General features: G+C 72.8%; 19 protein-coding genes. 6 read left to right on the top strand and 13 right to left on the bottom strand.

Features of this window, described 5'->3' with window-relative positions:
- Positions 1-19 precede the first annotated feature (19 nt).
- From AB0924_RS34700 to AB0924_RS34690, 3 genes are all read left to right on the top strand, one after another.
- Positions 20-2,380, top strand: a complete 2,361-nt coding sequence (locus AB0924_RS34700; protein ID WP_358934612.1) for a PAS domain S-box protein — start codon at positions 20-22, stop codon at positions 2,378-2,380.
- Between the two features lie 94 nt (positions 2,381-2,474).
- The gene (locus AB0924_RS34695) at positions 2,475-2,762 is read left to right on the top strand and encodes a metal-sensitive transcriptional regulator (RefSeq protein WP_358934614.1); all 288 of its coding nucleotides are present in this window, start codon (positions 2,475-2,477) and stop codon (positions 2,760-2,762) included.
- A gap of 93 nt (positions 2,763-2,855) precedes the next feature.
- A complete protein-coding gene (locus AB0924_RS34690; RefSeq protein ID WP_358934616.1) occupies positions 2,856-3,347 on the top strand; it encodes an SHOCT domain-containing protein in 492 nt (163 codons plus the stop codon).
- Between the two features lie 38 nt (positions 3,348-3,385).
- Here the strand turns inward: AB0924_RS34690 and AB0924_RS34685 are convergent, their stop codons facing one another.
- The 9 genes from AB0924_RS34685 to AB0924_RS34645 all read right to left on the bottom strand — a co-directional run bounded on the left by AB0924_RS34685 (position 3,386) and on the right by AB0924_RS34645 (position 13,490).
- Positions 3,386-4,546, bottom strand: coding sequence for an MFS transporter (locus tag AB0924_RS34685; protein WP_358934618.1), 1,161 nt, complete (start codon positions 4,544-4,546; stop codon positions 3,386-3,388).
- Complete coding sequence (locus tag AB0924_RS34680; RefSeq protein ID WP_358934620.1) at positions 4,546-5,052, bottom strand: GNAT family N-acetyltransferase; 507 nt, start codon at positions 5,050-5,052, stop codon at positions 4,546-4,548. Before AB0924_RS34680 ends, AB0924_RS34685 begins: the two co-directional genes overlap by 1 nt.
- 1 nt (position 5,053) lies before the next feature.
- On the bottom strand, positions 5,054-6,235 hold the full coding sequence (locus AB0924_RS34675) for a type III PLP-dependent enzyme (RefSeq protein WP_358934622.1): 1,182 nt from the start codon (positions 6,233-6,235) through the stop codon (positions 5,054-5,056).
- Positions 6,232-7,545 carry a DUF6271 family protein gene (locus AB0924_RS34670; RefSeq protein WP_358934624.1) on the bottom strand — a complete coding sequence of 438 codons (1,314 nt, stop codon included), beginning with the start codon at positions 7,543-7,545 and terminating at the stop codon, positions 6,232-6,234. Before AB0924_RS34670 ends, AB0924_RS34675 begins: the two co-directional genes overlap by 4 nt.
- Entirely contained in the window at positions 7,542-8,576 is a 1,035-nt protein-coding gene (locus tag AB0924_RS34665; RefSeq protein ID WP_358934626.1) for a phytanoyl-CoA dioxygenase family protein, read from the bottom strand. The genes AB0924_RS34670 and AB0924_RS34665 overlap by 4 nt, the downstream gene beginning before the upstream one ends.
- Before the next feature lie 204 nt (positions 8,577-8,780).
- The gene (locus AB0924_RS34660; RefSeq protein ID WP_358934628.1) at positions 8,781-10,268 is read right to left on the bottom strand and encodes a glycoside hydrolase family 3 protein; all 1,488 of its coding nucleotides are present in this window, start codon (positions 10,266-10,268) and stop codon (positions 8,781-8,783) included.
- 8 nt (positions 10,269-10,276) lie between these two features.
- Positions 10,277-11,107, bottom strand: coding sequence for a carbohydrate ABC transporter permease (locus AB0924_RS34655; RefSeq protein WP_366913582.1), 831 nt, complete (start codon positions 11,105-11,107; stop codon positions 10,277-10,279).
- A complete protein-coding gene (locus tag AB0924_RS34650; RefSeq protein ID WP_358934632.1) occupies positions 11,104-12,102 on the bottom strand; it encodes a sugar ABC transporter permease in 999 nt (332 codons plus the stop codon). Before AB0924_RS34650 ends, AB0924_RS34655 begins: the two co-directional genes overlap by 4 nt.
- 107 nt (positions 12,103-12,209) lie before the next feature.
- The gene (locus AB0924_RS34645) at positions 12,210-13,490 is read right to left on the bottom strand and encodes an extracellular solute-binding protein (protein ID WP_358934634.1); all 1,281 of its coding nucleotides are present in this window, start codon (positions 13,488-13,490) and stop codon (positions 12,210-12,212) included.
- A 317-nt stretch (positions 13,491-13,807) separates the two neighbouring features.
- On the opposite strand from AB0924_RS34645, the gene AB0924_RS34640 reads away from it, so the two are divergent.
- On the top strand, positions 13,808-14,617 hold the full coding sequence (locus AB0924_RS34640) for a GntR family transcriptional regulator (RefSeq protein WP_358934637.1): 810 nt from the start codon (positions 13,808-13,810) through the stop codon (positions 14,615-14,617).
- Positions 14,614-15,894 (top strand): NB-ARC domain-containing protein, encoded by a 1,281-nt coding sequence (locus tag AB0924_RS34635; RefSeq protein WP_366913581.1) that lies wholly within the window; start codon positions 14,614-14,616, stop codon positions 15,892-15,894. The genes AB0924_RS34640 and AB0924_RS34635 overlap by 4 nt, the downstream gene beginning before the upstream one ends.
- 6 nt (positions 15,895-15,900) lie before the next feature.
- On the opposite strand, the gene AB0924_RS34630 is transcribed toward AB0924_RS34635, so the two are convergent.
- The 3 genes from AB0924_RS34630 to AB0924_RS34620 form a co-directional block, all read right to left on the bottom strand.
- Entirely contained in the window at positions 15,901-17,469 is a 1,569-nt protein-coding gene (locus tag AB0924_RS34630) for an MmgE/PrpD family protein (RefSeq protein ID WP_358934641.1), read from the bottom strand.
- 94 nt (positions 17,470-17,563) lie between these two features.
- Positions 17,564-17,932 carry a nuclear transport factor 2 family protein gene (locus AB0924_RS34625; protein WP_351666716.1) on the bottom strand — a complete coding sequence of 123 codons (369 nt, stop codon included), beginning with the start codon at positions 17,930-17,932 and terminating at the stop codon, positions 17,564-17,566.
- Positions 17,933-17,993: 61 nt separating this feature from the next.
- On the bottom strand, positions 17,994-18,944 hold the full coding sequence (locus tag AB0924_RS34620; RefSeq protein ID WP_358934644.1) for a diacylglycerol kinase family protein: 951 nt from the start codon (positions 18,942-18,944) through the stop codon (positions 17,994-17,996).
- A gap of 308 nt (positions 18,945-19,252) precedes the next feature.
- On the opposite strand from AB0924_RS34620, the gene AB0924_RS34615 reads away from it, so the two are divergent.
- Positions 19,253-20,128, top strand: a complete 876-nt coding sequence (locus AB0924_RS34615; RefSeq protein ID WP_366913580.1) for a maleylpyruvate isomerase N-terminal domain-containing protein — start codon at positions 19,253-19,255, stop codon at positions 20,126-20,128.
- 78 nt (positions 20,129-20,206) lie between these two features.
- Here the strand turns inward: AB0924_RS34615 and AB0924_RS34610 are convergent, their stop codons facing one another.
- The gene (locus tag AB0924_RS34610) at positions 20,207-21,664 is read right to left on the bottom strand and encodes an MFS transporter (protein ID WP_366913579.1); all 1,458 of its coding nucleotides are present in this window, start codon (positions 21,662-21,664) and stop codon (positions 20,207-20,209) included.
- Positions 21,665-21,703: the final 39 nt, after the last annotated feature.

Here is a 21,703-nt window from a genome sequence, read left to right as displayed (position 1 = left end):
CAATGCCTGGGGGGCGATGATGACGATCAGTGAGCCGGCCGCGGCACGACCACCGGACTCCGCCGGTCCGGTGCCGCAGTGGACGTGCCGGTGCGGCGGCGCGCCGGACGGGGCGGCGGGACCGGGGGCCGCCGAGGAGAAGTTCCGGGGGCTGCTGGAGGCGGCGCCGGACGCGATGGTCATCGTGGACGACAAGGGCATGATCCGCCTCGTCAACGCCCAGACCGAGGCCCTCTTCGGCTACCGCCGCGAGGAACTCCTCGGCCACCCCGTCGAACTCCTCGTCCCCGGACGCTTCCGCGCCCACCACACCGAACACCGCGACGCCTACACCCACAACCAGCAGGTCCGCCCCATGGGCGCCGGACTCGACCTCTACGGACTGCGCAAGGACGGCACCGAGTTCCCCGTCGAGATCAGCCTCAGCCCGCTCGAGACCGCCGACGGCCTCCTCGTCTCCGCCGCCGTACGCGACGTCAGCGAACGCAAGGCCGCCGAGGAAAGGTTCCGGGGGCTGCTGGAGGCGGCGCCGGACGCGATGGTCATCGTGGACGACAAGGGCATGATCCGCCTCGTCAACGCCCAGACCGAGGCCCTCTTCGGCTACCGCCGCGAGGAACTCCTCGGCCACCCCGTCGAACTCCTCGTCCCCGGACGCTTCCGCGCCCACCACACCGAACACCGCGACGCCTACACCCACAACCAGCAGGTCCGCCCCATGGGCGCCGGACTCGACCTCTACGGACTGCGCAAGGACGGCACCGAGTTCCCCGTCGAGATCAGCCTCAGCCCGCTCGAGACCGCCGACGGCCTCCTCGTCTCCGCCGCCGTACGCGACGTCAGCGAACGCAAGGCCGCCGAGGAACGCATCACCGAGCTCGCCGCGCTGGTCGAGTCCTCGCAGGACGCCATCCTCGCCAAGACCCTCGACGGTCACATCACGTACTGGAACGCCGCGGCCCAGCGGCTGTACGGGTTCACGGCGGACGAGGTGCTGGGGCGGCACGTGGCCCTGCTGGCACCGCCCGAACGCGGGGACGAGATCACGGCGCTCCTGAAGCGGCTGCGCCGGGGCGAGAAGGTCGAGCACTTCGAGACGCTGCGGGTCACCCGCTCCGGGGACCTGCTGGACGTGGACGTCACCCTGTGGCCGACCCGGGGCCGCAACGGCAGGGTCGTCGGGGCGTGCGCGATCGTCCGGGACATCAGCGACCGCAAGCGCGCCGAGGCCGAGTTGACGGAGCTGTACGAGCAGCAGCGGCACATCGCGCTCACGCTGCAGCGCAGCCTCATGGGCACGCCGCCCGCGATCCCCGGCCTCGCCACCGCCAGCCGCTACCTTCCGGCGACCCAGGGCGCGGGCGTGGGCGGCGACTGGTTCGACCTGATCCCGCTGGGCGCCGGCCGGGTGGGGGTGCTGATCGGCGACGTCATGGGCCGCGGCCTCGAAGCCGCCGCCGTCATGGGCCAACTGCGCTCGGCCGCACACGCGTTGGCCAAGACCGGAGTGCAGCCGCGGCAGCTCATGCAGACCCTGGAGAGCGTCGTCGCCGACCTCGACGTCCCGGACCAGCTGGTCACCTGCTGCTACCTGGTGATCGCCGCCGACACCGGGGAGGTGACGATGTGCTCCGCCGGTCACCTGCCGGTCCTCGTCACCGCGCCCGGCCGGAACGCCCAGGTGCTCCCGGCACCCGTGAACGCCCCCCTCGGGGTCGGCGGTGTGATCTACGAGCAGCGCTGCACCACCGTCGCGCCCGGCGCCACCCTCGTGCTCTACACGGACGGGCTGATCGAGACGCCGGGTGCCGACATCGAGGACCAGCTCAGCGAGCTGGTCGCCACGCTGGACGGACTGCCGGACACGCCGCCCGACCTGGAGGCCGCCGCGGACCACGTCCTGTCCACGCTGCTCCCCGACGCGGACGGGCACGACGACGTCACGCTGCTGCTGACCCAGCTGCCCGCGGCTCCGCTGGCCACGGTCGCGACGGATCTGCCCGCCGAGGCCGAGTCCGTCCGGACGGGCCGCGACTTCCTGGGCAAGGCACTCGTGGCCTGGGACTGCACGGGCGCGGCGGACGACGCGCTCCTGCTGCTCTCCGAGATCCTCACCAACGCCGTGCAGCACGCCCAGGGCCCGATCGGGGTGCATGTGTGCCGCACGGACACCGCCCTGACCGTGGAGATCAGCGACCGCGGCCTGCATCTGCCCCAGCCCCGGCTCGCGACGGAGGACGACGAGTCCGGCCGCGGTCTGCTGCTGGTCCGCGCGCTCGCCGACGACTGGGGCGTACGCCCGACCGACGAGGGCAAGACGACCTGGTTCAGCCTCGAGCTCCGGGGCCCGGCCCCGGGCTCCGGAGACACACCGGGATGACGGAGGCGGCCGCCGCTGTTGTGTTCACCGGTGGTCGACGGTGTCCCGAACCGGGACGTACAGTACCCCTAGGGGTATTTCTCGAGGAGTGATCGTGGAACTGGATCTCGCGGGTGCGGAACTCAAGTCCGTCCTGAACCGTCTGCGCCGCGCGCAGGGCCAGATCTCGGGCGTGATCCGCATGATCGAGGAGGGCCGGGACTGCGAGGAGGTCGTCACGCAACTGGCCGCCGCGTCCCGGGCGCTGGACCGGGCCGGTTTCGCGATCATCGCCACCGGCCTGCAGAAATGCATCACGGACATGGAGGCGGGCCGCAAGAACGGCGAGGACCCCGAGCAGATGCGGACGCGGCTGGAGAAGCTCTTCCTCTCGCTCGCCTGAGCGGCGCCCGCCGGGCGGGGCTTCCCGTACAACCTCTTGATCGCGCCGGAGGTCTGGTGGTCACCAGTACTCGTACCTCCGGAGAGACCGCACGTGACCACCGCCAAGAGACGCGCCCGACTCGCCCTGACCCTCGTCGGTCTGCTCATCGCCGTCATCGGGCTGATCATCTACGCCGACGCCGACAGTCACAGTGACGCGGCCGACCAGGCCGCCGTCGACGCCTCCGCCGCCGACTGGGCCGACGCCCTCGGTTACGAGGCCTCCCAGTCCGCCAAGGACGAGAGGTTCGAGGCCGAGCAGGCCAAGCGCGTCGCCGAGGAGGACAAGACCTTCGGCCTGGTCATCGCCGGTATCGGCCTCGCGGTGTTCGCCGCGCGCTGGGCGGTCAGGCCGGCTCCGGCCGCGTCCGCCGTGCCTGGGCACGCCCCGTCCGCCGTGCCGCCCGCGCCGGTGCCCACGCCCGCCCCGGCTCCCCCGGCCTCGGTCGCCGACGAACTGGCCAAGCTGGCCGCTCTCCGCGACCGGGGCGTCCTCAGCGACTCCGAGTTCGAGCGGCAGAAGCGGCAGCTCCTCGACGGATGACGCGAAGGCGCCCCGGGGGCCCGCGCCGGGGCGCCGGTCTAGCCCGCGGGCACACCCGCCCGCTCCCGCCACGGGATCCAGGTGGCCGACAGGGTGACGATCAGGGCCGACGCCGCGACCGTGGCCATGCCGAGGGTCAGGCCCGCGGCTCCCGCGACGAAGCCGATCAGGGCGGGGCCGGCCAGCAGGCCCGTCGTTCCCATCGCGGCGACCAGGGACAGCGCGTCCGGGCCGCGTTCGGCGGCGGCCACGTACACGCACGGGGTCACCGCGGCGGCGCCCAGGCCGACACAGGCGAAGCCGAGCAGGGTGGGCGCCACCCCGCCGGCCGGCAGGGCGAGGGCCAGGCCGAGACCGGCCACCGCGCTGCCGGTGCGCACCACGCGGGCGTCGCCCCAGCGGTCGCGCCAGTGGTCCGCGCGCACCCGGGCCAGCAGCATCATGGCCGAGACGACGGCGATGCCCATCGGGGCGACGGCGGGCGAGGCCCTGACGACGTCCTTCAGATAGAGCGTGGACCAGTCGTTCATGGCACCCTCGGTGATCGTGCCGAACGCCATGGCGCAGCCCATGAGCAGGGTCTTCCCGGAGGGCGCGGCCAGGCGTGACCGCTTCTTCGGGGTCCCGGGGCCGGGGTCCGTGTGCGGCAGCAGGCCCCGGCGCGCGGCGGCGAGCAGCAGGAGCAGGAGCGCCGCCGCCACCGCGAAGTGGGCCGGTACGGACGGGGTGACGGCGGTGACGCCGGAGGCGAGGAGCGCGGCGGCGAGCAGGCCCGCGCTGAACGTGGCGTGCAGCTGGGACATGGCGGTGCGGCCGTGGGCCGCTTCCAGGGCCGCGCCCTGCGCGTTCATCGCGACGTTCAGGCAGCCCACGGCGACACCGTCGGCGCCGACGACCAGCAGGGCCAGCGGGTAGTCCGGCACCACCGAGAGGGCGGCGAGCAGCGCGGTGAGGCACAGGGCGGAGGCGAGGGACAGGCGCCGGGAGCCGAACCTGCGCATCAGGTGGGCGACCAGCGGGAAGGAGGCCGCCGCGCCCGCGCCGCAGGCCATCAGCAGCAGACCCACCTCGCCGGCACCCAGGTCCAGCCGTGCCTTGAGCGCGGGCAGCCGGGCGGCCCAGGTGGCGTACTGCAGGCCGAGGAAGCAGAACAGCGCGGCGATGGACCACTTGGCGCGGCGGAAGCCGGCGTCCCCCATCAGCCGGCCCTCCGGTGCTCGGAGGTCACCCGCGCGGACATGTACACCGCGTCGCCGCCGTAGCCGGCGGGAAGCCGGGCCCCGGGGTGCGGCCGGTAGCCGTTGGCCCGCCAGAAGGGCTCCTTGCCGGCGAGAGCGATCAGCGACATCGTGCGGTAGCCGCGGGCGCCCGCCGCGTGGGTCAGGTGGCGCACCAGGCGGCTGCCCAGTCCCCTGCGCCGCAGGGGCGCGCCGATCACGAGGTCGTGCAGGTGGAGGTTGGGCGACCGGTGGGCGACGCGCTCCGGCCGGGTCAGGTCCGGGTAGCGGAACATCGGGTAGGGCAGGGCCAGTACGTAGCCCGCGAGGCGGCCGTCGAGGTCCAGCACGAAGCAGGTGCCCGCCGCGGCGCGGGAGCGCAGGCCGGCCTCGCCCTCGGTGAGCGGGGTGTCCGCGTACGCCCCGGCCTCCAGGGCCGCGACCTGGGGCCAGTCGGCCTCGGTGATGCCGCGTATCAGGTCTGTCATGTCAGTGTTGTCCTTCCGGACCGGGTGTGCAGACGCACGGCAGCGGGCGGATGCCGTTGAAGCCCCGGGTGGTGTAACTGGTGGCGTAGGCGCCGGCGGAGAGGATCCAGACCGGGTCGCCGGAGGCCGCGGCGCGGGGGACGCGCACCGGGTGCCGGCCGCCGCCGTAGGCGTCGTCGCTGTCGCAGGTGGGGCCCGCGACGACGGCGGGTACGCGGTCCCCGTCCGGGTGGGTGGGGAAGTACAGCCGGTGGCTCACCTGGTCCATCTCGTACAGGCCGTTGAACCGGCCCACGCTCAGGTAGAGCCAGCGGGCGTGGCCGCCGTCCGGCCGGCTCCGCCCGGTCAGGCGGTAGACGTGCGCGCGGATCGCTCCGTGGTCGGCGACGAGGTGCCGCCCGGGTTCCATGACGAGGCCGAGCGGACCCGCGGTGAGCCCGCTCAGGCGCTCCATGCCCTCGCGGATCACGGTGAACATCTTGTCCAGGGGCGGGTCTAGGGGCTCGCCGTGCCGGTCGAGGTAGCCGAGTGCGGGCAGTCCCCCGCCGAGGTTGACGTGGTCCGGTGCGATCCCCAGCCCGTCCAGCGTCATCAGCACCCCGGCCAGCAGGTCCACGGCCTGCTGCCACGCCTCGCCGGTCATCTGCTGGGAGCCGACGTGCACCGAGAGGCCGGCCGGGGTGAGTCCGGAGGCACGGGCGGTGGTGAGGATGCGCACGGCGTCCCCGGCGGAGCAGCCGAACTTGCGGTTCAGCCCCCACAGGGCGCCGTCGCCGCTGGTGGCGAGGCGGCAGAACACCCGGGAGCCGGGCGCGTGTTCGGCGATGGCCAGGACGTCCTGGAGGCTGTCGGTGGCGAAGGTGCGGACGCCCAGCCGGTGGGCCTCGGCGATGTCCGCGTCGGATTTCACGGTGTTGCCGTAGTGCACGCGGCCGGCGGGGACCGAGGTGCGCAGGGCCTGCCGGATCTCGGCGGGGCTCGCCGCGTCGAAGCCGGCGCCCCGGTCCGCCAGGCACCGCAGCACCTCGTCGACGGGGCAGGCCTTCAGGGCGAAGCGGACCTGGACACCCGGCAGTTCGGCGCGCAGCCGGTCGAGCTGCTCCTCGATGCCGACGAGGTCGTAGACGATGCGGTCCGCCGGGGCGTCGGCCAGCGCGGCGGCCAGTCGCGGGCCGGGTTTCACGGTGCCCCGCTTCCGGTCGCGGTGTCGCGCGCCGCGTCGACCAGCGCGGGCCAGACCTCGGTGAGCAGGGCGAAGTCGTCCATGTCCCGGCGGGCCCGGTCCAGCAGTTCCGCGCGCCGGTGCGTCAGCCGCTCGGCGAACTCCTCGTAGCGGCCGCCGAGTTTGCGGTAGGCGGTGTCGATCCGGTCCAGGCGCCACACGTTCTCGGCGCGGTCCAGGGCGGTGCTCTCGCGCAGGAACGCGACGACCGGTTCGGCCCGTACGCGCTGCCGGTCGTCCAGGAGAGCGGCGCCCGCCGCGGCCATGCGCTCGTAGACGTGGTGGAAGTACAGCATCGAGAGCAGGAACTTCACGAAGCGGGTCTGGTACGCGTGAAAGCCCGCGTCGGTGCGGCGTTCTGGGGTGTGGAAGTTCTCGATGTGCCGGTTGTGCAGGACGCCGGGGAGCGTGGCGTCGTGGACCAGGTGGGTGAGGAAGTAGTCGCTGCCGATGGTGTCGGTGGCCGGGGGCAGCGGGATCCGTTCGTACACGTCGTGGTGGAGGGCGATGTTGCACATGTCCACCCGCATCGGGTCCACCAGGGTCAGGGTGGAGTGGTCGCCGGTGAAAGGGGTGGTGCCCGCTCCGGTGAAGGACTCCTCCACCAGCCGGTGCCTGGCCTCCGGGTCGCAGCCGGTGGGCGCCCACAGGCCGACGACGTCGTGGTAGGTCCCCTCGTCGAGGCGCCGTATCTCGCCCACGTCGACGGAGAGTTCGCCGATGAAGGAGGCTCCGGCCAGGGACACCGGGCGGCCGGTGTGGGCCGGGTCGAGGTCGGTGACGGTGACGCGGGCCGAGGCGTCGGCGGCGCGCAGGCCGAGCGCGGGCAGTTCGTGGTGGACGGGGAAGACCTTCTCCCCGTGCCGGACCTGGTAGGTGCTGTCGGAGTCCCTGCGGTGCACCGACCGGCAGCCGAGGGCGGCGGCCAGCAGGAAGGCGCGGTCGGTGCAGGAGCCGTAGGAGACCGAGGCGGGGAGCAGGAGGTCGAGCACGCGGCCGGGTTCGGGCAGGCCGGCGCACCGGATCACGCGGCGCAGGAAGCGGGCCTGTGCCACCTCCCCGAGGTGGTGCACGGTGACCCCGGCCGTGGTCGGGAGCTGCGCGACCACGCGGGCGTGCGCGGCCCGGGTGCGGTCGTCGCAGGAGTCGAGGATCAGCAGCTGGACGTCGGCGCCGAAGTGCCCTGCCGCGTAGGCCGCTTCCTCGTGGATGGCGCGGATGGTGGCGGGGCAGGCCCGGTTGGTGGGCAGGCAGAGGCAGACGCGGTTCACCGGTCCCCTTCCACGTCGGACCAGGAGTCCAGGCCGAGCACCTTGCGCCCGAGCGCGTCGAGTTCGGCGGGGCCGTAGCGCAGGGCCTCCGGCCGGCGGGCGTCGCCGAGCAGCGTCGCGTTCCAGTCGGGGGTGCTGAGCGTGCGCCAGGACTCGACGCGGGACCGGCGCAACTCCGTGTGCTCCTCCAGGGCGGGCATCATCGACAGGTACTGGACGGCTCGCAGGCCGCGCTCGGAGCGGTTGGGTGCCACGCCGTGCGCCAGCAGCCCGTTGAAGATGAGCAGGTCGCCGGCCCGGAGTTCGGGCCGGACCACCGGGAACTCGGCGCGGTCGACGGCCGGGCGGACCGGGTCGCGGCCGGCCGGCTGGGCGAGGCGCCACTCCTCGAAGCGGCGGAACAGCTCGGGGGCGCACTGGAAGCCGCCGAGTTCGGGGCGGGTGTCGGTGAGCGCGATGATGCCCTGGACCCGCTGCGGCAGTACCGCGAGGGTGGTGTCGACGTCCCAGTGCAGCTCGATGTCGAAGCCCTCGTCGGTGGCTTCGATCAGGGAGCGGGAACGGGTGCCCACGTTGGGCGGGTTGAGGTTGAGCCGGTCGAGGGTGACCCACAGCTCCTCGCAGTCCCAGACGTCCACGAACGCGTCGTACACACGGCGGGTCTGCCGGCTGTCCCAGAGGAGCTGGTGGTGGTAGGCCTCGACGAAGCCGTAGATGTACAGGTGCCGGTCGAGTTCGGAGCGGAACTCCGGTTCCTCGTACCAGGTCTCGGGGCGGTCTGGGTCGAGGCCCTGGAAGTCGAGGGCGAGGTCGAGCAGGCCCTTGGCCTCGCCGGGGGTGATGGCCTCCCGGACGACGACGTGGCCGTAGGTCTGCCAGAAGGCGAAGTCCTCCTCGGACAGCACCCGCAGGGGCCGGGACTTCTCCAGGTCGCGCAGCGGGGCCGGGGCGAGGTAGGTCTCGCCGTCCGCGCTGAAGTAGGGGCGGCCGGAGGCCGCTCGGTGGAGGTAGGGGGTGGTGGGCTGGTGCATGCCGTCACTCCGTGGTGATCGAACAGAAGCGCCCTCCCAAGCTGGACTAGACCAATTGAAGGTGTCAACGACTACCGGTCGGTACCCCGGCAAAGTGCCGCCCGACTGCCGCTGTACTGCCGCCGCCCGGACATGGGGAAGGCCGGCACCGGGCCCCGGTGAGGGGCTCGGTGCCGGCCTTGGTGACGGCTCCGGCGCGGCCGCTCAGCCCGCGACGACGGCCTCCGCCGCCGCCACGCCGCAGACGCGGGCGGCGCCATGGGTGGCGATGTGCGCGGCGCCGCGCGACGCGGCCTGCGGTACGCCCATCTCGACCACGACGGTGTCCGGGCGGGCGGCGAGCAGGGCGTCGAGGGCGGAGCCCATCCAGCCGTGCCGGTGCTCGTCGCGGACCACGGCGACGACCCGCCGGCCGGCCGCCGCCGCGAGGGCCTCGCGGCCCGCTTCCGGCCCGGTGAACGAGCCTGCCGTGCTGCCCGGAAGCAGCCGTGTCAGCTCGGCGGCCACGCCCCACGGCGTCTCGTCGCCGACGGCGATGTTCGGCGCCGGGTCGAACCGGGCCACGTACACCGGTTCCGTGACCGGCGCGGCGGCGGCGCCGCGGGTCACGGTCAGCGCGCGGCGGGCCGCGACCAGGCCGATCTCCGGTTCGGGCACGACGGTCCCGGCGTCCTTGCGGGCCGCGGCCGTCCAGCGCGCCAGCTCCCGTACCCGCGAGGCCGCGTCGGCCAGCCGCTCCTCCGGCAGTTCGCCGGAGCGCACGGCGGCCACCAGCGCGTCGCGCAGGTTCAGCACGGTGGCCTCGTCGCACAGGCCGCCGCCGACGCAGATCGCGTCCGCGCCCGCCGCGATCGCGAGGACCACCCCGTGCTCCAGGCCGTACGTCCCGGAGATGGCCCGCATCTCCATGCCGTCCGTGACGATCAGGCCCTGGTAGCCGAGTTCGCCGCGCAGCAGGTCGGTGAGGACGCGGCGGGAGAGGGTGCCGGGGCGGTCGGGGTCGAGGGCCGGGACCAGGATGTGCGCGCTCATCACGGCCCGGCTGCCGGCCGCGATCGCGGCGCGGAACGGGGGCAGTTCACGCGCGTACAGCGTCTCGGCGTCCACGTCGATGCGCGGCACCGCGTGGTGGGAGTCGACGTTGGTGTCGCCGTGGCCGGGGAAGTGCTTGGTGCACGCGGCGACGCCGGTGGACTGCAGGCCCTCGACCCAGGCGGCGGTGTGCCGGGCCACCAGTGCGGTGTCCGCGCCGAAGGCCCGCACCCCGATGACGGGGTTGTCGGGGTTCGCGTTGACGTCGGCGGACGGCGCCCAGTCGAAGTTGACGCCGCACGCGGCCAGGCGCCGGCCCAGCTCGCGCGCCACGCCCCGGGTGAGGCCCGGGTCGTCGACGGCGCCGAGCGCGTGGTTGCCGGGGAAGGACGAGCCGGTGCGCACGTCCAGGCGGGTGACGTCCCCGCTCTCCTCGTCGATGGCCACCAGCAGGTCGTCCCGCTCCGCGCGCAGTTGCGCGGTCAGCGCGGTGACCTGCTCCTCGGTGACGACGTTGCGTCCGAACAGGGCGACGGAGGCGAGGCCCTCGCCGAGCCGGCGGCGCACCCAGTCCGGGGCGGTGGTGCCGTCGAACCCCGGCTGCAGCACCGCGAGCGCGTCCCGGGTGAGGGTGCCGGACCCAGTGGTGAGTGTGGTCATCGGGGGCGTCATCCCTTCACGGCGCCGTCGGTGAGACCGCTGACAGCCTTGCGTTGCAGGAAGATGAACAGGATCAGGATGGGCAGCGCGAACAGGGACGAGGCTGCCATCGTCGCGCCCCAGTCGTCACCGAAGGCGGTCTGGAACTGGGACAGCCACAGCGGCAGGGTCTGCTTCTCGATGTCCTTGTTGAGGATCAGGACCAGCGGGAACTCGTTCCAGGCGGTGATGAAGCCGAACAGCGAGGTGGCCATCAGACCGGGGGCGAGCAGCGGGAAGATCACCCGGACGAAGGCCTGCGTACGGGTGCAGCCGTCGACCATCGCGGACTCCTCCAGCTCCTTCGGCACGGCGGCCACGTAGCCGCGCAGCGTCAGGATGGTCAGCGGCAGCACCATGATCGCGTAGAAGACGGTGAGCGGGACCAGGCTGTCGAGCATGTCGTTGTCGCGGACCAGCATGTAGATGGCGATGACCATGACCTCCCAGGGCGCCATCTGCGCCAGCATGAAGGTCACGATAAAGCCGCGCCGGCCCCTGAACCGCATCCGGGCGAGCGCGAAGGCGGCGAACAGGGCGATGACGAGCGAGAGGAGCACCGCGCTGACCGTGACGGTGACGGAGTTGAGGACCAGCGTCCAGAAGTGGTCGGCGTCCGCGGCCTTGGAGAAGTGGCCGGCCGTGATGTTCGTCGGGAACCACACCGGGTCCTCGGAGATGATGTCGCCGGTCGGTTTGAAGGCCGTCGCGAACATCCAGTAGACGGGGAACACGAAGCCGGCGAAGAGGACGACGGCGGTCGCGTTGGGCCAGATACGGCCGAAGACCGAGCGCTTCACAGCTCGTCCTCCTCTTGCTTGAGCACCATGCGCAGGTAGTACGAGGTGATGACGAGCAGCACCAGGATGGTCAGGAAGGAGATCGCCGCGCCGACTCCGAAGTGCTGGTTGCCGACGCCTTCGACGAAGGCGTAGATCGGCAGGGTCTCGGTGAGGTGGTCGGGGCCGCCCTCGTTGATCGCGAAGATCTGCGGGAACGCCTTGAACACCCAGATGACCTCGAGGAACGTCGTGGCGTAGAGGAACGGCCTGAGGAAGGGGAAGGTCACCGAGGTGAAGCTCTTCCACGCGCCGGCGCCGTCCAGGGACGCGGCCTCGTACAGCTCCCTGGGGATCGTGGTGGTGGCCGCGTACAGGTTGATCGCCACGAACGGGATCGACTGCCAGACGATCAGCAGCGTGATCACGGAGAAGGTGGAGAGCTGGGAGCCGAACCAGTTGTAGTCGGCCATGGAGTGCCAGCCGAGCTTGTCCAGCACCCAGTTGACGACGCCGTAGCGCTGGGCGAACAGCCACTGGTAGACGGTGGTGGCCGCGATCACGGGCATGGCCCAGGCGAGCACCAGGCCCAGCAGGAGCAGCAGCCGCATCTTCTTGCCGAGCCGGGCCAGCAGCAGCCCGGTCAGGGTGCCGAACAGCATGATCAGCACGACGTTGACCGCCGTGAAGACCACCGACCGTTCGACGACGTGCCAGAAGTCCGGACCGGACAGGACCTCTTTGTAGTTGTCGCCGCCGTTCCACTCGGTGAGGTGCTGGATGAGCTGCCGCGGGTTGAGGTTCTGGAACGACAGCATGCCGTTCTTCACCAGCGGCCAGCCGAGCAGGATCAGTGTGGCCAGCAGCGCCGGCAGCAGGAGCAGATAGGGAGCCGCGGCACCGCGGCGGGCGGAGGGGCCGGAGCCGCCGTCCTCACCCGTCGGCGGCGCCGGCACCCGGGCCTTGTGGACAGCGGGCTCCCCGGCCGTGTCCGTGCCTTCGGTCTGCACTGACATGAGTTGCCATCTCTTCCGTGACCGTACGGGCTGTGGGCTGTACGGGCGTTACGGGCGGTACGGACGACTGAGCCGGGGGCGTCCGCCGACGCCCCCGGCGCGGGTCGTCAGTTCTGCTGGGCCAGGCGCTTGTTGATCTCGCCCTCGACCTGCTTGGCGGCGGCCGCCGGGGACTTACCGTTCAGCACCGCGGTCATGTAGGACTTGATCGGGTTGGGGGTGTTCTCCACCGCGGCCCACTCGGGGATCAGCGGGGTGGTGCCGCCGGCCGCGGCGCCGGGAGCGGCGGCCTCGGCGGCGCCGTTGCCCTTGAGGTTGCTCTCCAGCGACTTCTTGTTCGGGATGACGCCGTTGAGCTTGGCGAGCTGGCCCTCGTACTGGTCGGACAGGGCGATCTTCAGGAACTCCTTGGCCAGGGCCTGCTTCTTGCTGCCCTGGGCGACGGCGAGGTTGGAGCCGCCGAGGAAGACGCCCTCGGGCTTGTCGGCGCTCTCGCCCGGGATGGTGAAGTAGCCGAGGTCCTTCTCTATGGCCTTGTTGGCCTGGATCGCCGTGCCGGCCTCCCAGCCCATGCCGATGAAGGCGCCGGTCTTGCCCTTGGCGAAGATCGTGGCCTGCTGCGGGGTGGCCTCGTCCTTGTCCTTGGGGGCCTTGGAGTACCCGGCGTACTTCTTGTACAGCTCCATGGCCGCGGAGACCTTCGGGTCGCCGAGGTTGGAGACGTACTTGTCGCCCTGCTTCTTCACCAGGTCGGCGCCCTGGCCGATGGTCAGGCCGTCGAAGAAGTACCAGTTCTGGCCGGGCAGGTAGAGCGGCTCGGCGTCGGTCTTCTTGCCGATGGCGTCCAGGTCCTTGAAGAACTCGTCCCGGGTCTTCGGGGTGTCCTTGATGCCGGCCTTGGCCCAGATCTTCTTGTTGTAGATGACCACGCGGTTGGCGAAGTACCAGGGAGCGGCGTACTGCTTGCCGTCGAAGACGGAGGACTGGGAGACGGACGGGGTCCAGTCCGAGCCGATCTCCTGCTTCAGGTCGCCCAGTTCGGCGAGACCGCCGGTGGCGGCGTAGGCCGGGGTCTGGGTGTTGCCGACCTCGATGACGTCCGGCGGGTTGGACTCGGAGAGGGCGGTGGTGATCTTCTGCTGGATCCCGTCCCACTTCTGGGTCTCGAACTTCAGCTTGGCGCCGGTCTTCTTCTCGAAGGCGGCCTGCACGTCCTTGGACCACTGCGGCGGCGCCGAGCCGTCCATCGTCCAGACCGTCAGGGTCTGGCCCTTGAAGCTGTCCGGTCCCGCGTTCTTGCCCGTGTCCTTGTCGTCGTCGCCGCCACACGCCGAGACGGAGACCATCATGCCCGCGATCACGATCGCGGCAGCAAGCTTGCGCTTCACGCCACCCTCCTCAGGGATGCCACTAATCCCCCCACGCCCTCGGCGGTGACCTGCGTACGACGCTGTTGCACGTAGGGCTCGGGACCTGGTCACTAATGGTGTAGACCAGTACGGTGGAGCTTGGCCTAGACCTTTTTGAGTGTCAAGGGTGGTTCGGAAAGGCGTTCCGGCCGTTACGAGAAAGTCACCGGAGCGCATCCGTCCCCTTCCCGCCCGGCGCGTCCGCTGGACTAGACCTCTCGCGTCAGTTGGACTAGACCATAGGGCAGTTGGTCGCTATAACGGGAGCCCCCACACCCACAGCCGGGAAGGCAGGCATGGCCACCGACGTCAGCAGCGCCCAGCACCCCAGGGGGGCGCCCGGCCGCATCGCGCGCGTGCCGAAGTACTACCGGATCAAGCAGCAGGTGCTGGAGATGACGCAGGCGCTCGAGCCCGGCTCGGCGATGCCCGCGGAGCGCCTGCTCGCCGTCCGGCTCGGCACCTCGCGCACCACCGTCCGGCAGGCCCTGCAGGAACTGGTCGGCGAGGGCCGGCTCGACCGCATCCAGGGCAAGGGCACCTTCGTCGCCCAGCCCAAGCTGTACCGGACCCTGCAGCTCACCTCGCACACCGAGGACATGCACGCCCAGGGCCTGGAGCCCGCCTCACAGGTGCTGGACATCGGCGAGGTGCCCGCGGACGCCCGGCTCTCGGCCCTCCTCGGCATCGACGCCGGCGAGCGCGTCCTGCGCATCGAGCGGCTGCGGCTGGCCAGCGGCGACCCGATGGCGATCGAGACGACGCATCTGTCCGTACGGCGCTTCCCCGGGCTGCGGCGCTCGCTGACCACGTACCCCTCGCTCTACACGGCCCTCGCCGAGGTGTACGGCGTGCACCTGGCGGAGGCCGACGAGACCATCGAGACCTCGCTGTCGACACCGCGCGAGGCCCATCTCCTCGCCACCGACGTGGGCCTGCCGATGCTGCTGCTGTCCCGGCACTCGCGGGACGCCGAGGGCACTCCGGTGGAGTGGGTGCGCTCGGTCTACCGGGGCTCGCGCTACAAGTTCGTCGCCGCGCTGCGCCGGCCGCTCAGCGGGCCGCCGGCCGGACCGTCCGTGGTGTCCGTCCGGGAGAACGGGTGACGTTCCCGCCTCCCTCCGGGGCCGGGCCGCACCCCCCGGGGCCCGGTCCGAGCCTCGCCGTGGCGCTGGTGCGGGCACGCGAGGCGGCCTGTCTCACTCAGGACGAGCTGGCGGTGCGGTCGGGGCTGAGCGTGCGGGCCATACGGAACCTGGAGACCGGGCACACCGCCCGGCCGCGCAGGCAGTCGCTGGTGCTGCTGGCCGAGGCGCTCGGGCTGGCGCCCGCCGAGGCGCGGCGGCTGTTACGGCTGCCCGGGGGCGGCGAGCGGCCGGCCGGTGCCGGCGCTCCACCGGGCTCCGGGGCGCCGGCCGAACTGCCCCCGGCGCCCCGGCACCGCCTCGCCGGACGGGAGGGACTCGCGCACACGCTGGCGGCGGGCCTGCCCGGCCGGGGCGGACCCGCCGTGGTCGTCGGGCCGCCGGGCGCCGGGAAGACCGCCCTGGTGCTGCGCACCGCGCACGCGGCGCGCGACCGGTTCCCGGACGGCCAGGTCTACGTCGACCTGCACCCCACCTCCTGCCTCCCCTTCACCTCCGACCAGTTGGTGCACCGCGTCCTGCGATCCCTCGGCCGGAGCGTCGGCGTCCGCGGCCCCGAGGAGGCGCGGGCCCGGCTGCGGGACGCGCTCAGCGGACGGCGGGTGCTGGTGGTGCTCGACAACGTGGTCACCGAGGCGCAGGTGCGTCCACTGCTCGTGGACGGCGGGCGCAGCGCCGTCCTGGTCGCCGCGCGCCGTGAACTGCCGGCCCTGCCGGGGTGGCCGGCCCACCGGATCGGCGCGCTCGGCCGGCCGGAGGCCTGCCGGGTGCTGGAGGACCTGGCGGGTGCGGCCCGGGTCCGGGCCGACCGGCCGGCCGCGCTGGACATCGTGCGGTACTGCGGCGGGCTGCCGCTCGCCCTGCACCTCGCCGGGCTGTGGCTCTCGGCCCGGCCGCGCCGGTCGCCGCGCGACCTGGCCGACCGGCTGGCGGACGAGCGGGACCGGCTGGCCACGCTGTCCGTCGGCGACCTGTCCCTGCGGGCGAGCGTGGCCGCCTACCACCGGCCCCTGCCGCCCCCGCTGAAGGCCTCCCTGCACCAACTCCGCGATCTGAAGGGCGACTTCGGCGTCGAGGAGATGCTGGCCCGGGTGACCCCGTCCCGGCGGCTCGCCGTGGACCTGCTGGAGGAACTCCTGCACCGCCAGATGATCCGGGCCGGCGAGCCGGACCGGTCCGGCCGGGTCCGCTACCGGCTGCACGAGGCGGTGCGCCTGTACGTGGCGCACGGTGCGTGAGACGGCTCAGTCCAGGAACGCCGTCTCTATCCAGCGGCGTACCGCCCGCGGGCGCATCCGGTGCAGCCCGCCGACCGTGTCGGCGACCTCGTGCGAGCCGCCCACCGACAGGAACTTCTCCCGCACCAGTCCGGCGTGGTCCGCCCGGGTCTCCGGACCGGCGGCGCCGACCGGGATCAGCCGGGTCCGGGAGACCGTACGGCCGTCCGTCAGCCGTACGGTGACCCGGGCGCCGGTGGCCTTGGTGGACCGGGAGAAGTCCCGGTCGTCGGCCTGCAGCGCCCCGATCAGGTCCACCAGTTCCTCCCCGCCGAAGCCGCGCAGCCAGGGCACGGCCGACTCCCCCGCCTCGCGCACCGCCTCACCGAACGGCGCGTCGGACAGGAACAGTTCACGGGTCATCTCGGTGTCGTGCTCCAGCCGGATCCGCCTGGCGAGCGCCCAGCGGTCGGGGTCGTCCACGGCGGGCGAGGAGAAGTCGTTCACCGAGAACTCGCCGGTGAGCAGGGTGGTGGCCACCGGGTAGGGCACGTCGAGGACCAGCGCGCCCAGCGGGGAGCCGGGGCCGGTGACGTAGCGAGCGGCCCGCTCCCCCGCGAACAGCGTGTACAGCGAGGCCTCGACGACCACCTCGGCCACGTCCCGGGGCCTGAGCGCGCCGAGTTCCCGGTGGATCTCGGTCGCGCAGTCCACCGCCGCGTCGATACCGGGGCCACCGGGGTGCATCTTGAACGAGAGGGTGTCGGTGTGCCAGCGGCGGCCCAGCCCCTTCGCCAACGCCTGCGGCAGCGGCACGGTGGCGAACCGGGCCAGGAAGCCGTCGCTGTGCTCCATGATGTCCGGCGCGCCGCGCAGCCCGGCGTACGCCGCGTCGCAGGCGTCCATCGCGGTGCGCACCGGGGTGAAGGTGTTGAACAGACGGGCGTCGCTGGCCAGGAAGGCACGCATCAGAGGCCAGTTGGGCATGGCGAAGGCCAGCCCGAAGGCGTTCTCGAAGAGGTTCGCGGAGGCCCGGTCGCTGTGCAGCCGTCCCGCCACCGCGCCGGCCAGATGGGTGTGGACGGCGCTCTGTCCGCGCAGCGGGCCGAGGGTCGCGGAGGCGGTGATGCGGGCCGCGCACTCGTTGGCCGCGACCACCGCGGTGAGCAGCGAGAGCCCGTCGAGCCCGCGGGCGTAGGCGAAGGCGAGCGGGACCGCCACCGTGGAGTTCGACAGGTGCCCGGCGTAGGCGGTGTCGTCCAGGTTGAGCCAGGAGCCCAGCGCGGCGAACACGCCGGCCGCCTGCCGGGGGTCGCGCTGCATGGGGTGCCCGAAGGCGGCCACCAGCTTTCTGCCCAGGGGGTGCTGGAGACCGGCCCGGATGGAGGCGATCTGCGACAGCACCTGGCTCGCGGCGAGCTTGAGCACCCGGCACGGGATGTGCTGCGGGCGCAAGGACGCGGCCCAGTGCGACAGTTCCCGCAAGGGGGTGTCGGCCGGTGCGCGGCCGGGGGCGGCCCGGGGCAGGGTGTGTGCCTGCTCGGCCCAGTCGGCGCACAGGGCCTGGGCCACGCTCTCCCCGAGGACAGCGGTCATGAGGCGGCTACCTTCCTTGCCGTGCGTGCGTCGGCGGTGTGCGCACGAACGCGGGAGCACCGGCGGTCCCGGTGCTCCCGCGCTGGGTGCGTGATCAGGCGGCCGGGACCTTGTCCAGGAAGCCGTAGACGCCCTGGATCTTGCCCTGGTCGTTGGTGACGAGGACGTCGAAGCCGATGGCGATCGGCTCGGCGCCCGGCTCGGTCACCAGGCCCCACTGGAAGCGGGCCTGGTTGTGGTGGGCGTCGACGGTGCCGTGCAGTTCGAAGGTGAGGCCCTTGAACTGGTCGCGGGCGCCGGCCACCACGGCCCCGAAGCCCTCGTGGCCCTCGACCGCGGCGAGCGGGTCGATGTACGGGGCGTCGGCGGTGAACAGCTCGGCGATGGCCGCGGCGCGCTTGTCGGCGTCCGCCTCGTTCCAGATGTCGAGGTAGCGGGAGACGGTGGTGGTCAGGTCGCTCATGCGGGCGTTCTCCTCTGTGTCTTGCTTACTTGTGATTCCGGCAGGTGGCTTGGTACGGGCTTCAGGGGGTGGCGGGCGCCCAGACCGGGAGGGCTCCGGGGAGCACCTCGAAGGTGGCCGAGCCGCCGATGCCGTTCTGGTACTCGCCGTCGTGCTCCAGCGGCAGCCGGTGGCCGTCGGTGCGCTCGACGGTGATCCGGCGGCCGCGCGCGTACACGGTCGCCGGGTGGTCCATGTGCGCCGCCTCCAGCGTCAGTCCGGGCACGTCGGCCGCGGGGACCTCGCCGCCGATGACGCAGACGTCGAGCAGTCCGTCGTCGAGCAGCGAGTCGGGCAGCACCTTGAACCGGCCGCCGCGGTAGGGGCCGCCGCCGACGTTGGCGAGGACCGTGGGGCCCTCGTGCACCACCCGGCCGTCGACGGTGACCCGGCCCGGATAGGGCGGGTAGCCGTCGGCCGTGTCGGCGAAGGCGCGGGCGTAGCGCTCCCGCCCGGTCAGCGGCAGCTCCCGGGCCGTGATCAGCGCGTCGGCGATCACACCCGAACAGGCGCCCAGGTAGACGTAGTTGCGGGTCTCGGCGAGGCGGGCCAGGTCGAGCCGGCGCAGGCGGGCGCTGCCGCCGATGCCGGAGTCGGTCAGGACCGCCTTCAGCGACTCGGTCCAGGGGCGGTCGCCCCACAGCATCTTGTAGCCGGAGTTCCCGGTGCCGCCGGGCACGACGGCCAGGGTCGCCCGGCCGGCCACGGGGACGAGCCCCTGGACGACCTCGCGGACCGTGCCGTCGCCGCCGATGGCGACGACCAGGTCGGGCGCGCCGTCCTTGCGCTCCAGCGCCCGGCGCACCGCGCCGGTCGCGTCGCCCGGCGCGCTGGTCAGGTGGACCTCGGCGCGCTCCAGGCAGGACTCGCACAGCTCCGCGACCTGGCGGACCAGTTCGGGACTGTGACTGCCGGAGGCCGGGTTTGCCACGATCAGGGCCCGGGTCGGCCCCGGGGCTGCGGTGTCTGCCATGACGAGCGTTCTCCTCACGTCGGACGCGCCGGTGGACCGGCACGGCAACGATGGGGGGTGTCCCCGCCACGGGCGGTCGCGGGCCACGGATGCGGCCCCGTCCCGGGCGAGGAGGAGCGTGCGACAGGGACGACTCTGCCAAGTGCCGCTGACCCGCCTCTGACACCCGCCTGACACCACAAAGCGGGTCGCCCGGAATGATCAGTAACGTGTCAGGATGCCCGGTTCGAATGGGCGGGCGCCCCGGCGGCCCGCGGACCGTCGGGGCACCGTTTCCGTGCACGTTCCATCGACCGGAGTGAGATCTCATGACCGCACAGACGTACGTTCCGCTGCCCATGGGCCGCTGTACCTCGGAACTCCGCCGGGAGGCGGCCCGCTTCGCGGCCGCCGCCCGGGACCTCGAGCTGACGGAGCCGGTTGCGACCTGTCCCGGATGGAACCTGGGTGACCTGGTGCGGCACTTACGCCAGGGGCACGAGTGGGCGACGACCATCCTGGCCACCCGGAGCACCGAGTTCGTCCTGCCGGGCGGCGACCCCGCCGGCGCCGGCGCCGACACGAGCTGGACCGAGCGGGTGGCCGGGCTGGTGACGCGGGAGGCCGCGCAGGACAACCGGCTGCTGGAGCCCGGGCCGCGGGCGCGGTTCGTCACCGAGGGCGCGGACCGGCTGGTCGAGGCGATCGAGGGGATCGCCCCCGAGGTGCCCATCTGGGCACCGCACGGCAAGCAGAACAAGGAGTTCTGGCCGCGCTGGGCGATGTACGAGACGACCGTGCACCGGGCCGACGTGGACCTGCTGTCGGGCCATCCCTTCGAGTTGGCCACGGACGTCGCCCTGGACTGCGTGGACTTCTGCGTGGCCGCCTTCGGCGTGCCCGAGGCCCGGCCGTTCCACTCCCCTCTGTTCGCCGAGGTGCCGCGCGGCGGTGAGACGCTGAGCTTCCGCTCGGCCGTGGCCGCTCCGGGCCGGGTCTCGAACTGGCTGGTCACCTGCGCCCCGGACGGTGTGCGGGTCACCCGGGACGCCCCGGTCGGCACCCCGGCCGACGCCACCGTGGTCGCCTCGCCCTCGGACCTGCTGCTCGTGGTCAAGGGGCGGCTGCGGCCGCGGGGCCCGCGTGTGACGGTGTCGGGCGACCGCGAGCTGCTGGACTTCTGGCTGGAGCACGCCGTCTCCTGACCGCCCGGCATGGGAGAGGGCGAGCACGCGGCCGCGTGTTCGCCCTCTCCCATGGCCCCGGGCGGGGCCCCGCCGCGCTCAGGCGGCGGGGGCCGGCTTGGGACGGGGGATGAACTGGACCAGCGCGGCAACGGCGAGCGCGAGCGGCGCCAGCAGGTAGACGCTGGCCTTGAAGGCGTCGGCGTAGGCACCGGGTCCGGTGCCCTGCCCGAGGACGTGGTAGAAGACCACGCCGACCGCGGCCACGCCCACCGCGCCGCCGACCTGCGCGGCCGTCGAGAGCACGCCCGAGGCGGCTCCGGCGTAGCGCGGGTCCGTGCCGGCCAGGGCGATGGAGGCCAGCGGGGCCATCACCATCGCCATGCCCGAGCCGCCCACCAGCAGTCCGGGCACCAGCCAGGCCACGGCGCCGTCGGTGCCGATGTGGTCCACCGCTTCCCACAGCCCGCCGAGCCCGGCCAGCAGCACCAGGGCGCCGACCGCGAGGACCTGACGGCCGAGCAGCGCCGCCACCTTGCGGGCCAGCAGCGAGGTCGCCAGGAAGCCCACGCCGAGCGGCAGGAAGACCAGGCCCGACTCCAGGGCGGTCAGCCCGACCCCGGCCTGCAGGTACAGGGCGAGGACCAGGAAGAACGACGCCATGCCGGAGTAGTACACGACACCGGTGACGACGCCGACCGTGAACGGCCGCTTGTGGAACAGCACCGGGTTGACCAGCGGGCTGCCGCCGGTGTTCGCCAGACGCCGCTGGTACACCGCGAACAGCAGGAGCAGCACGGGCGACGCGGCCAGGCACAGCCACGTCCACAGCGGCCAGCCCTTCTGCTGGCCCTCGGCGAGCGGCAGGACCACCGCGACCAGGCCGGCCGAGACCAGCACCATGCCGATCGGGTCGAGGTGGGACCGGCCCTCGGCACGGGACTCGGGGATGAGCCGCGGTCCGAGCAGCAGCGCGGCGATGCCGACCGGCACGTTGACCAGGAAGCAGGTCCGCCAGCCGAGGCCGGCGATGTCGGCGTGGATCAGCAGGCCGCCGATGAGCTGCCCGAAGACACCGGCGAGACCCATGGTCAGGCCGAACGCGTTGAAGGCCCTGACCCGGGCCTGGCCCTCGTAGGTGACGCCGATGATGGCGAGCACCTGCGGGCCCATCAGGGCGGAGGCGAGGCCCTGCGCGATCCGGGCCACGACGAGCTGACCGGCGGTCGGCGCCATGCCCGCCCAGGCGGAGGAGAGGGTGAACAGCGCGACGCCGAGGAGGAACATCCGCCGCCGGCCGTACAGGTCACCCAGCCGGCCGCCGGTGATGAGGCCGGCGGCGTAGGCGAGGGCGTACCCGGCGACCACGAACTCCACGGCGGAGGCGCTCGCGTGGAGGTCGCGCTGGGTCTCGGGGATGGCGACGTTCACGATGAACACGTCGAGCGTGATCACGAACGTACCGACCAGGATGAGCGGCAGCGTCGCCCAGTGCGGGCCGGCCGGCACCCGCTCCCGGGTCTTGGCGCCGGCTGTCCGCGCTTGCTGCAGGGACATGGTTGACGGTTCCTTTCTTGTCCTGCGCGTGCCCGGCCG

This window comes from Streptomyces sp. NPDC047869, assembly GCF_040704065.1.
In the GTDB taxonomy this organism is placed as follows: Bacteria; Actinomycetota; Actinomycetes; order Streptomycetales; family Streptomycetaceae; genus Streptomyces.
The sequence above is the reverse complement of the archived record's forward strand: the minus strand, read 5'-3'. Positions and strand labels throughout refer to the sequence as shown.